We start from the raw sequence: 11,529 nt of genomic DNA, 5'->3' as shown, positions 1-11,529 counted from the left end.
TTCGGATCTGAGGCAGGCAGTTCGCGCGCGGCCTCTCCCGACTCGGTCGATTTGCCGTCACTCTGCATCTCGTGCATCTCGGACTTGAAGATTCGCAACGAGCGACCGAGGCCGCGAGCCGCTGCGGGGAGCTTCGCCGAGCCGAACAGCAGCACCAGCACGAGCAGGACAACCGCCCAGTGCCACGGCGACATCGCACCCATAATTCAACCCTTCAACGATAATCAGTAAGTACTTTCGGGACCGAGTCTACCGAACCGGAACTCGGATCGACACGCGCGCCGAACGCGCATCAGGAACGATAGCGCTCCCGTGCCGCGCGCGCCGTCTGAGCCATCAGCGGCCGCACGTCGTCGACGGTGCTCAGCAACCGGACGCGACCGCCGAAGCCGAGGAGGAATCGCGCCAACCACTGCGGCGATCCGTACCGGAGCATCGCGGTGATCGGGGCCGTCGGCTCGTCGGTGAGGTCTTCGTCGGGCTCGGCGGCGTAGTACTCGAGCAGCCACACCGCGTCCGGGTCGATCTCGATGTGCGCCGCGGGCAGTTCTCCGGTCAGTGCGCTGAAGTCGAGCGGCTCGGCAGGCACCAGGGCGTCGGCCGGCGGTGACGCAGGCTCGTCGAGAATGTCGGCCGACTCGACGCGATCGAACCGGAACAGGCGGGTTCCCTCCGACTCCCGGCACCAGGCCTCCAGATAGGTGTGGCCGTCGACCGCCTTGATGCGAATCGGGTCCACCGTGCGCTCGCTGACCTCGTCGCGGCTGGCCGTGTAGTACGTGAGGCGCAGGGCACGCTGCGTGGCCATCGCTTGCCGAAGCAGTCGGTCGACCGGCCGGGAATCGTCGCCGGACACTTCCGCGGCGCTGACGGCGCGATAGGCGTCGCCCATCGCGGCCTCGATCTTGGCGATCGCGCTGCGGACCGCCCCGGCATCGACTGCCCCGCGGGTGTCCGACAGCATGTTGAGCGCCATCAGGAGGATGTTGGCCTCCGGCCCGGTGAGACGGAGCGGCCGGTCCATGCCCGCGGCGAACTGCACGCTGACGTATCCGTCCCAGAACTGGATGTCGATGAGGTGCTCCGGGCCGTAACCGGGCAGGCCGCACACGAAGAGCTGATTGAGATCCTCGGTGAGGGTGGCTTCACTGACCCCGAGGTCCTTGGCCGCGGTGGCCAGCTTGATGCCCGGTCGCGCTTCGAAGTACGGGACCATTGCCAGCAGGCGCGCCAGCTTGGACGGGCGTGCCCCGCTCATGCGGTCACCTCCGCGGCGATGAGGCGGTCGAGGTCGGCGATCACGTCGTCTCGCAACTCCTCCGGTTCCAGCACGACGGCGTCGGCGCCCGCGCTCAGAATGATGCGACGGAGTCCGGACCGAGACGCGATGGCGACGGTGAGCAGATCACCTGCTTCGCCGTCGGGGCCGCCGAGCCGGTGCGGCTCGGCGGACAGGGCGGCTCGGCGCAGGCCGTGTGCCCGACCCGCGGCCACCCAGATCTTCGCGACGGCACCGTCGTCGGCGCGCTCGACGGCGGCGTCGACGATGGTCCGGACATCCACACCGGCGGGTCGCTGAACAGAGCCGGCGTCGCCGAAGGCCTTGACGTCGACCACGCGGGAGATGCGGAAGGTGCGGGTGTCGTCGCGGTCGCGGTCGTGTCCGGTCACATACCAGCGACCGCCGTTGGCGACGATGCCCCATGGCTCCAGGGTCCGCGTCTTGCGGCCGCGGGTGGTCCGGTGGGTGAAGGTGACCGGCCGACCGACGTCAATGGCCGACAGCAACGCGGTGATGGCGCGCTCGTCGCCCACCGATCGCGTCGAACCGCCGTGCGTGATGCCGATCTCGTCGTCGCTGGCCACCTCGATGCCCGCTGCTTGCAGCTTCAGCACTGCGGTCTGGAAGATCGCGGCCACCGACGGCTCATGCCACACCGCGGCCGCGGCGGCCACAGCGGCGGCTTCGGAGCGGTCGAGCGTGATGTCGGGCAGTGCGTACTGCTCGGGGTCGATGCGGTAGCCCTCACTGGTGTCGGGGTTGCGCCCGGTCTCCAGCGGGATACCCATCTCGCGGAGTTCGGCTTTGTCGCGTTCGAGCATCCGCTTGAACGTGTCGTCGCTCTGTCCCGGATCGTTGTAGCCCTGAACGTTCTGCCGCAGGTAGGACGCCGTCACGAACTGCCTGGTGGACATCAGGCAGACCACCAGGTTGACGATCCGCTCGTTCTTGGAAGTCACGATCTCACTGTAGGTGCTGGGCGGCGCGGATCGGCGCAGGGACAGGCCCTGGGTTCACAGCGATGCGATCAGCCGATCCACCCGCTCGTCGACGTTGCGGAACGGGTCCTTGCAGAGCACATTGCGCTGCGCTTGGTCGTTGACCTTCAAGTGGACCCAGTCGACGGTGAAATCGCGTCCCGCGTGCTGCGCTGCACTGATGAAGTCGCCGCGGAGCTTGGCGCGGGTGGTCTGCGGCGGCGTCGAGGTGGCCTCGTCGATCTCCTCGTCCGTGGTGACCCGCGCAGCCAGCCCCTTGCGGGACAGCAGGTCGAAGACTCCGCGGCCGCGTCGGATGTCGTGGTAGGCGAGATCGAGCTGGGCGATCTTCGGCGCCGTCAGGTCCAGTGAGTAGCGGTCCTGGTAGCGCTGCATGAGCTTGCGCTTGATGACCCAGTCGATCTCGGTGTCGACGGAGCTGAAGTCGTCGCTCTCGACCGCGTCGAGGACACGACCCCACAGGTCGACCACCCGATCCATCGTCTCGTCGGGCGTCCGGTTCGCCAGGTGCTTGACGGCGCGGGCGTGATACTCGCGCTGCACGGCGAGTGCCGTGGTGGTCCGACCGCCGGCCAATCGGATCTCGCGCCGTCCGGTGGGATCGTGGCTGATGTCGCGGATCGCCCGGATCGGGTTGTCGAGTGCGAAGTCGTGGAACGAGATGCCGGACTCGATCATCTCCAGCACCAGCAGCGCTGAGCCGACCTTCAGCATGGTCGTGGTCTCGGACATGTTGGAGTCGCCGACGATCACATGGAGGCGGCGGTACTTCTCCGCATCGGCGTGCGGCTCGTCGCGGGTGTTGATGATCGGCCGCGAGCGGGTGGTGGCCGACGAGACGCCCTCCCAGATGTGGTCGGCGCGCTGTGAGAGGCAGTACTTGGCCTCGTGTCCGACGGTCAGCACCTTGCCCGCACCGCAGATCAACTGCCGGGTCACCAGGAAGGGCAGCAGCACGTCGGAGACGCGCCCGAACTCGCCGGTCCGGCTGACCAGGTAGTTCTCGTGGCAACCGTACGAGTTGCCCGCGGAGTCGGTGTTGTTCTTGAACAGGTAGATATCGCCGCCGATGCCTTCGGCGACGAGTCGCTCCTCGGCGTCGACCAGGAGCTCTTCCAGGATTCGCTCGCCCGCACGGTCATGGGTGATGAGCTGTCGGACCGAGTCGCATTCCGCGGTCGCGTACTCCGGATGCGAGCCGACGTCGAGGTAGAGGCGGGCTCCGTTCTGGAGGAACACGTTCGAGCTGCGTCCCCACGACACGACCCGGCGGAAGAGGTAGCGGGCCACCTCGTCGGGACTCAACCTGCGCTGCCCCTGAAAGGTGCAGGTGACGCCGAATTCGGTCTCGATGCCCATGATGCGTCGTTCCACGAGCTCACTCCTGTTCGAGAGATGCGGTGACGTCGTCGCGCCGGATGCGTTTGAACGCTCGGCGCGGTCGGTTCCTGTCTAGGACGGCCACCTCGACGTCGGCGGCCGTCAACGCGGTCGCGTCGGCCTCGGCGTCGCCGCCGTTGCCCTCCGCCGGGGCGGAGAGGGCCCGGACCGCCACCTGGAGCGCCCGGTTGAGCGGCAGGTCGGCCTCGTAGGCGTCCTTCATCGCCGTATTGATCGGCTCGGTGGCTCCACCCATCACGATGAACGACTTCTCGTCGATGATCGAGCCGTCGTACCCGATGCGGTACAGCTGCGACGGGGTGGTCCGCCCCGGAAGCGCCACCTCGCCCACGCACAGTTCCACTTCGTAGGGCTTGGCCTGCTCGGTGAAGACGGCGCCCAACGTGTTCGCGTAGGCGCTGGCGAGCGACAGACCGGTGACGTCGGCCCGGTCGTAGCTGTATCCGCGCAGGTCGGCCATCTGAATCCCGGCGCGGCGGAGACTCTCGAACTCGTTGTACTTGCCGACGGCCGCGAACCCGATGCGATCGTAGATCTCGCTGACCTTCCGCAGGGTGTTGGACGGATTGTGCGCGACGAAGAGCACGCCGTCCGCGTAGGTCAGTGCGACCACGCTGCGGCCGCGAGCGATGCCCTTGCGTGCGAGCTCCGAGCGATCGCGCATGATCTGCTCGGCACTGGCGTAGTACGGAAAGGTCATGCCTGCTCCCCTCTCGCCGAGTCGGTCGCCGCGGCATCGTCCGCACTGGCGCGCCGTCGGGCGATCACGGCCTCGGCCGCCTCGGCGATCTCCTGCTCGGCGACCAAGTCCGCACCGTCTGCGGTCACCCGGACCGCGGTCGGGAAGATCCGGCGGATCAGGTCCGGACCGCCGGTGGCCGAGTCGTCGTCGGCGGCGTCGTACAGCGCCTCGACCGCGACGCCGAGCGCGTCGGCGGCGGTGAGGTCGGCGCGGTACAGCTTCTTGATCGACGACTTCGCGAACACCGAGCCGGAACCGATCGCGTCGTATCCCCCGGACTCCTCGTGGCGCGAGCCCGCGACGTCGAAGGAGAAGATGCGTCCGCGATCGCCCGGATCGCCGCCGGCGTCGAAGCCGACCAGCAGCGGGATCGCAGCCAGCCCCTGCATCGCGGCGCCCAGATTGCTGCGCACCATCGACGCCAGCCGTGCGACCTTGCCGTCGAGGGTCAGCGGCACGCCTTCGATCTTCTCGTAGTGCTCCAGTTCGACGGTGAACAGGCGGACCATCTCGATCGCGATGCCCGCGGTGCCCGCGATGCCCGCCGCCGAGAACTCGTCGGTCACGTACACCTTCTGGACGTCGCGGGTGGCGATGAGATTACCCATCGTCGACCGTCGGTCGCCGGCCAGGATCACCCCGCCCGGATAGCTGATCGCGACGATCGTGGTGCCGTGCGGAATCTGTTCGGCAGTCACCGGAACGGATCCGTTCGAGACGAGATGGTGGGGCAGTCGGTCCGGTGCATTCACTCGGAGATACTCGGTGAACGACGAGATGCCGCCCGATCCAGCTTCTCCCGGAACCAGGATCACTGCCCGCCCTTCTGGACGTAGGCGCGAACGAAGTCTTCGGCGTTCTCCTCGAGCACGTCGTCGATCTCGTCGAGCAGATCGTCAGTCTCTCCGGTCAGCTTCTCGCGCCGTTCCTGACCAGCCGCACCGCCACCGATCGCATCGTCGTCGTCGCTACCGCCACCGCGCTTGGTCTGCTCTTGCGCCATGTTCGCCTCCTATGAAGAGAGTTTGTGATTTCACCCTACCGGTGCACGCCGACCCTGCGGGCGGACTGGCTCAGTGCGTCGCAGATCGGCTGTGGGAGTTGCCGATCCACCTACGTCAGGGGGCGGTCAATCGGTCGACGAGGTCGGCGGCCGACTGGGCCGTCTCCAGCAGTTCGCCGACGTGCGACTTGGTGCCGCGCAGCGGTTCGAGCATCGGAATGCGGACCAGCGAGTCCTGCCCGAGGTCGAAGATCACCGAGTCCCAGCTGGCGGCGGCGACGTCGGCGCCGAACCGACGGACCGCCTCGCCGCGGAAATAGGCGCGGGTGCTGGTCGGAGGGTTCTCGACCGCGGCCAGCACCTGTTCCTCGGTCGTCATCCGCTGCATGGAGCCCCGGGCCACCAGCCGGTTGTACAGTCCCTTGTCGAGGCGCACGTCCGAGTACTGGATGTCGATCAGGTGCAGGCGCGACGCCGACCACGACAGCCCTTCACGATTGCGGAAGCCCTCCAGGAGGCGGAGCTTGGCCGGCCAGTCCAAGAGGTCCGCGCACTCCATCGGATCGCGCTCGAGCTTGTCGAGGACGTCGGCCCAGGTGGCCAGCACGTGCGCGGCGCGGGTGTCGTCGCTGTGGTTCGCGTCGTGAAACTTCTGTGCGCGGTCGAGATACTCGCGCTGAAGGGCCAAGCCGGTGAGTTCGCGCCCGTTCTCCAGGGCGACGGTGGCGCGCAGCGTGGGGTCGTGGCTGATGACGTGCACCGCTTCGACCGGCCACGCGAGTGCGAGATCGGACAGGTCGACGCCGGCCTCGATGAGGTCGAGCACCAGTGCGGTCGTTCCCACCTTCAGATAGGTAGCCGTCTCGGCGAGGTTCGCGTCGCCGATGATGACATGCAGACGGCGATACTTCTCCGGGTCGGCGTGCGGCTCGTCGCGGGTGTTGATGATGCCGCGCTTGAGGGTGGTCTCGAGCCCGACCTCCACCTCGATGTAGTCGGCGCGCTGCGAGAGCTGGTACCCGGCCTCCTCGCCTCGCTGACCGATGCCGACCCGACCGGCGCCGCAGATCACCTGGCGCGAGGCGAAGAACGGCATCAGGCCCGCGATGATCGAGTCGAACGGGGTGTCGCGGCGCATCAGGTAGTTCTCGTGGGTGCCGTACGAGGCGCCCTTGCCGTCGATGTTGTTCTTGTACAGCTGGAGCTTCGGCGCTCCGGGAACGCTGGCGACGTACCGGGCGGCCTCCTCCATCACGCGCTCGCCCGCCTTGTCCCAGACCACGGCGTCGAAGGGATCGGTGACCTCGGGGGCGGAGTACTCCGGATGCGCGTGATCGACGTAGAGTCGAGCGCCGTTGGTGAGGATCATGTTGGCCGCACCGATCTCGTCGGCGTCGATGATCGGCGCCGGTCCCCCGCTGCGCCCCAGATCGAACCCGCGCGCATCCCGCATCGGCGACTCGACCTCGTAGTCCCACCGCGTGCGACGATCCCGCCGCGGCACTTTCGCCGCGGCCGCGTAGGCCAGCACCGCCTGCGTCGACGTCATGATCGGGTTGGCGGACGGGTCGCCCGGCGACGAGATTCCGTACTCGACTTCGGTTCCGATGATGCGCTCCATGCAACCAGCCTAGGAGACCCCGCGCCCATCGTGCAGCGGGGACCCCGGGGCCGATGCTCAGCGCTTGCGCAGGCGCAGTCGGGAGTAGATGAACAGGGTCAGCAGCAGGGCGATCGCGGCCAGCGCCGCATAGCTGATGAGCGCGTGCCCCAGCGACGGCTCCCAGAGCGGATACATCATGGAACTGCCCTCCTCCACCTTCACCTGCGGCACCTGATCGGCGATCCACGGGATGTTCACCGCCTGCGCGGCGTTGGTGTAACCCCAGTACGTCGGGAACAGCCAGGTGATCGGCTTGACGAAGGCCGAGCCGATGGCGAATAGCCCGCCGGACAGCACCAGCTGCACCATCACCACGATCACCAGGGGCGGCATCGTCTGTTCGGACGAGCGCACCGCGGCCGAGATCGCCAGACCGACCAGCACGCTCACGATCGCCAGCGTCGCGACCGCGATGAACAGCGTCACGGCAGGCGGGATGAGGGGCGCCTCCTCGCCGGTCTTGACGATCTCGTCGGCCTTCGGCATGGCCCGGAGGGTGTACGTTATCGCGATCATGATGCCGACCTGCAGCAGGCTGATCAGTGAGAACACGATCACCTTGGCGCTGAGGTACGCGCCCGGCCGCAGACCCACTGCGCGTTCACGCTCGAAGATGCCGCGTTCGCCGACCAGGTCGCGGACGGCCAGCGCGGTGCCCATGAACGCGGCGCCGATCACCAGCACCGTGAGGATCTGCAGCGCCTCCCCCGGATCCTTGGGCGGAACGTAGTTGTTGGTCGGCAGCATCTCCGCGCGGGAGAATCCCTTGTCCCCGGGGATCACCAGGGTTAGGAGACCGAGCACCACCGGCATCAGCGCCAGGACCACCAGGTAGCCGGTGTCGGCCCAGACCAAGCGGACCTGTCGTCGCGCCACCGTGCTCGTCTGACGGAACAGGCCCATCTTCGGGACCGTCGGCTGCGGGCCGTTCGGCGCGACGCGGGGTGGCGGCGCATTGTGCGGGTGCCGTTGGCGGTACTGGTTCCACGCCTGGTCCGGCTGCTCGGCGACGTAACTGAAGATCTCCGCCCAGACGGTGGTGCCCATCTCGGCGTGGACCTGGTCCGGCGGGCCGCAGAACGAGGTCTTGCCGCCGGGCGCCAGGAGCAGGATCTGATCGCAGAGATCGAGATGGGCTACCGAGTGCGTGACCACCAGGACCACGCGACCCGCATCGGCGAGGCGCCGAAGGGTCTTCATGACCTGCAGGTCGAGGGCCGGGTCGAGTCCGGACGTCGGCTCGTCGAGAATCAGCAGCGACGGTCCGGTCAACAGTTCCATGGCCACTGACGCGCGTTTACGCTGTCCGCCGGAGAGCTTGTCGACCCGCGTGTTGACGTGCTCGGTGAGTTGCAGCTCGGAGAGGACTCCGTCGATGACCTCGTCGCGATCCCTGGTCGACAGATCGGCGGGGAGTCGGAGTTCGGCGGCGTAGCGCAAGGCCTGGCGCAGGGTCAGTCGGTGGTGCAGGACGTCGTCCTGGGGCACCATCCCGATGCGGGAACGCAGCGCTTCGTACTCGCTGTGCACTCCGCGCCCCTCGAACGTCACCACGCCGACGGTCGGATTGTTGAGGCCGGCGACCACCTTCGACACCGTCGACTTGCCCGCACCGGACGGCCCGATGATCGCCGTGAGGGAACCGAGTCCGGCGGTGAAGGAGACGTCGTTGAGCAGGTTCTTCCCGTCGATCGTCAGCCCGACGCCGTTCACCTCCAGGCCGCCCGCGACCTGAGCGCGCGGACGCCCGCGGACCAGCTTCCCGTCGCCGAGGACGAAGTCGGAGTTGCCGATCGTGACGACATCGCTGTCGGTGAGGCGGTGCGCCATCACCCGCTGGCCGTTGACGAACGTGCCGTTGACGCTCCCGAGGTCCTCGAGGAGCATGCCCTGCGGGGTGCTGGTGAGCCGTGCGTGATGTCGGGAGGCCAGCACATCGCTGACGACGATGTCGTTGTCGGGCGTGCGACCGATGGTCTGCACACCCTTCAGCGAGATGGTCTGCCGGTGGCGCAGTTCGCCGGGCACCTCGTAGACGGCGGAGGCGTTCTGGTGCAGCGCCGCGAGGTGCGGGGCGTCGGGCAGCGCACCGAAGCGCGGCGGCGCCTGCCGGTACCCGCCCGGAGGCTGCTGCGCCGCCTGGGGCGCGGTCGCCGGTGCCGGCCCGGGACGCGGCCCCGGTTGGGGCTGGGCTTGTTGGGATTGGGGCGGACGTGGCTGCTGGCGCTGCGGTGCGGGTTGCTGCTGCTGGCGCTGCGGAGCAGGTTGCTGCTGAGAAGGCAGATTCACCTGCGGTCGGCGCCCGGACGGCGGCTGCTGCGCGGGCAACGGATTCGATGCGGGCGGACTCTGCGCCGGCGGAATCATCGTCGGCTGGGCGGGCGCCTGCGGGATCAACTCGACCAGCGGGCCGGTCGCCCCGTCGCCGACGCGGATCGTCACGGGCCGATCGATACGGATCGACTGCTGGCGGATGCCGTCGACGAAGAAGCCGTTGGTGCTGCCCCGGTCGACGACGCTCCATCCGTCGGCCCACTCGAAAGCGATGTGCAGGCGTGAGACCAGGGGGTGGTTCACCACCACGTCGTTGTCCGGCGTTCGACCGAGTGTCGCAGGCGAGTTTCGCACCACCTGCGGCCGCGCCTGTGCGACCTGGACCCGCAACGGTGTGATCGGTGTCGTGTTCATCGCAGATGACTCTATCGAGGCAGGTGCGAGTTATCGGCTAATGGAATGACCGGCGTGCCGAGTTCGACGAAATCACAGGTACTGGCCGGTGTTCGACTCGGTGTCGATGGCGCGGCTGGCCCCGGCGGTCTTGCCGGTGACCAGCGTGCGGATGTACACGATCCGCTCGCCCTTCTTGCCTGAGATCCGTGCCCAGTCGTCCGGATTGGTGGTGTTCGGCAGATCTTCGTTCTCGGAGAACTCGTCCAGAATCGAGTCGAGGAGATGCGAGATCCGCAGTCCGGACTGACCGGTGTCGAGGAACGCCTTGATCGCGTACTTCTTGGCCCGGTCGACGATGTTCTGAATCATCGCACCGGAGTTGAAGTCCTTGAAGTACATGATCTCCTTGTCGCCGTTGGCGTAGGTGACCTCAAGGAATCGGTTGTCGTCGGTCTCGGCGTACATCCGCTCCACGACGCGCTGGATCATGCCGTCGACGCACGCCTGACGGTCGCCGTCGAACTCCGCGAGATCGTCCGGGTGCAGCGGCAGATCCGGCGTCAAGTACTTGGAGTAGATGTCGACGGCCGACTCGGCGTCGGGACGCTCGATCTTGATCTTGACGTCGAGGCGACCCGGCCGCAGAATCGCCGGGTCGATCATGTCCTCGCGGTTGGAGGCGCCGATGACGATGACGTTCTCGAGCCCCTCCACACCGTCGATCTCGCTCAGCAGCTGCGGGACGACGGTCGTCTCGACATCGGAGGAGACACCCGATCCGCGGGTTCGGAAGATCGAGTCCATCTCGTCGAAGAACACGATCACCGGGGTGCCTTCCGACGCCTTCTCGCGGGCGCGCTGGAAGATCAGCCGGATGTGCCGTTCGGTCTCGCCGACGAACTTGTTCAGCAGTTCGGGGCCCTTGATGTTGAGGAAGTACGACTTCGCCTCGTGCGCGTCGTCGCCGTTGGCTTCGGCGATCTTCCGGGCCAGCGAATTCGCGACCGCCTTGGCGATCAGCGTCTTGCCGTTGCCGGGAGGCCCGTAGAGCAGCACGCCCTTCGGCGGGCGGAGCGAGTACTCGCGGAACAGCTCCTTGTGCAGGAACGGCAGTTCGACGGCGTCGCGGATCTGTTCGATCTGGCGACGCAGGCCACCGATGTCCTCGTAGTCGACGTCCGGGACCTCTTCGAGGACCAGGTCCTCTACTTCGGCCTTCGGGATGCGCTCGAGCGCGTAGCCGGCCTTGGCGTCGATCATCAGCGAATCACCCGGCCGCAGCTTGCGGGTGCCCTCGCCGCCTTCGGCCTCGACCACGAGCGAGTCGGCGAGCTGCACGATCCGCTCCTCATCGCTGTGGCCCACCACCAGGGCGCGACGACCGTCGGCCAGCACCTCGCGCAGTGTTCCGATCTCTCCGACGGGGTCGTACTCGAGGGCTTCGACGACGGTCAGCGCCTCGTTGAGACGGAGCGACTGACCCTGTCGCAGGGTCTGTGCGTCGATGTTCGGCGATAGCGCCAACCGCATCTTGCGTCCGGAGGTGAAGGCGTCGACGGTGTCGCCTTCGCACACCTTGAGCAGAACGCCGTATCCGCTCGGTGGTTGACCGAGGTTGTCGACCTCCTCGCGCAACGCGATCAGCTGTCCCCGCGCATCCTTGAGCATCTCGGTGAGCTTGCCGTTGCGCACGGTGAGACTCTCGACGCGCTGCTGCAGGGTCGAGAACTCGACATTGCTACTCGGCGAACGGTCGGACTCGGTCATCGT

10 protein-coding genes are annotated in these 11,529 nt (G+C 67.4%); all 10 read right to left on the bottom strand.

Annotated features, from left to right (window positions below; translation table 11 throughout):
• Positions 1-203 (bottom strand): Sec-independent protein translocase subunit TatA (tatA, locus tag GX543_RS11480; RefSeq protein WP_290852035.1); only part of this gene is annotated, 203 nt, incomplete at its 3' end.
• An 89-nt stretch (positions 204-292) separates the two neighbouring features.
• Positions 293-1,258 carry a WYL domain-containing protein gene (locus GX543_RS11475; protein ID WP_290852034.1) on the bottom strand — a complete coding sequence of 322 codons (966 nt, stop codon included), beginning with the start codon at positions 1,256-1,258 and terminating at the stop codon, positions 293-295.
• A complete protein-coding gene (locus GX543_RS11470; RefSeq protein ID WP_290852038.1) occupies positions 1,255-2,244 on the bottom strand; it encodes a WYL domain-containing protein in 990 nt (329 codons plus the stop codon). Before GX543_RS11470 ends, GX543_RS11475 begins: the two co-directional genes overlap by 4 nt.
• 51 nt (positions 2,245-2,295) lie before the next feature.
• Positions 2,296-3,654 carry a Pup--protein ligase gene (gene pafA, locus GX543_RS11465; protein WP_290852033.1) on the bottom strand — a complete coding sequence of 453 codons (1,359 nt, stop codon included), beginning with the start codon at positions 3,652-3,654 and terminating at the stop codon, positions 2,296-2,298.
• A 4-nt stretch (positions 3,655-3,658) separates the two neighbouring features.
• On the bottom strand, positions 3,659-4,381 hold the full coding sequence (gene prcA, locus GX543_RS11460; RefSeq protein WP_290852032.1) for a proteasome subunit alpha: 723 nt from the start codon (positions 4,379-4,381) through the stop codon (positions 3,659-3,661).
• Positions 4,378-5,238, bottom strand: a complete 861-nt coding sequence (gene prcB / locus GX543_RS11455) for a proteasome subunit beta (RefSeq protein WP_290852031.1) — start codon at positions 5,236-5,238, stop codon at positions 4,378-4,380. The genes prcA and prcB overlap by 4 nt, the downstream gene beginning before the upstream one ends.
• Complete coding sequence (locus GX543_RS11450; protein ID WP_006894932.1) at positions 5,235-5,426, bottom strand: ubiquitin-like protein Pup; 192 nt, start codon at positions 5,424-5,426, stop codon at positions 5,235-5,237. Before GX543_RS11450 ends, prcB begins: the two co-directional genes overlap by 4 nt.
• 115 nt (positions 5,427-5,541) lie before the next feature.
• Positions 5,542-7,047 (bottom strand): depupylase/deamidase Dop, encoded by a 1,506-nt coding sequence (gene dop / locus GX543_RS11445; protein WP_290852030.1) that lies wholly within the window; start codon positions 7,045-7,047, stop codon positions 5,542-5,544.
• Positions 7,048-7,104: 57 nt separating this feature from the next.
• The gene (locus tag GX543_RS11440) at positions 7,105-9,777 is read right to left on the bottom strand and encodes an FHA domain-containing protein (RefSeq protein WP_290852029.1); all 2,673 of its coding nucleotides are present in this window, start codon (positions 9,775-9,777) and stop codon (positions 7,105-7,107) included.
• Between the two features lie 72 nt (positions 9,778-9,849).
• Entirely contained in the window at positions 9,850-11,526 is a 1,677-nt protein-coding gene (gene arc, locus GX543_RS11435; protein WP_290852028.1) for a proteasome ATPase, read from the bottom strand.
• Between the last annotated feature and the right edge of the window lie 3 nt (positions 11,527-11,529).

Source organism: Gordonia sp. (in: high G+C Gram-positive bacteria), from assembly GCF_012515855.1.
In the GTDB taxonomy this organism is placed as follows: domain Bacteria; phylum Actinomycetota; class Actinomycetes; order Mycobacteriales; family Mycobacteriaceae; genus Gordonia.
The sequence above is the reverse complement of the archived record's forward strand: the minus strand, read 5'-3'. Positions and strand labels throughout refer to the sequence as shown.

Excerpts from the sequence above, each read along its gene's own strand:
- GX543_RS11475 (WP_290852034.1), bottom strand. The coding sequence starts at position 1,258 with ATGAGCGGGGCACGCCCGTCCAAGCTGGCGCGCCTGCTGGCAATGGTC.
- prcA (WP_290852032.1), bottom strand. The coding sequence starts at position 4,381 with ATGACCTTTCCGTACTACGCCAGTGCCGAGCAGATCATGCGCGATCGC.
- GX543_RS11450 (WP_006894932.1), bottom strand. The coding sequence starts at position 5,426 with ATGGCGCAAGAGCAGACCAAGCGCGGTGGCGGTAGCGACGACGACGAT.
- dop (WP_290852030.1), bottom strand. The coding sequence starts at position 7,047 with ATGGAGCGCATCATCGGAACCGAAGTCGAGTACGGAATCTCGTCGCCG.
- GX543_RS11440 (WP_290852029.1), bottom strand. The coding sequence starts at position 9,777 with ATGAACACGACACCGATCACACCGTTGCGGGTCCAGGTCGCACAGGCG.
- arc (WP_290852028.1), bottom strand. The coding sequence starts at position 11,526 with ATGACCGAGTCCGACCGTTCGCCGAGTAGCAATGTCGAGTTCTCGACC.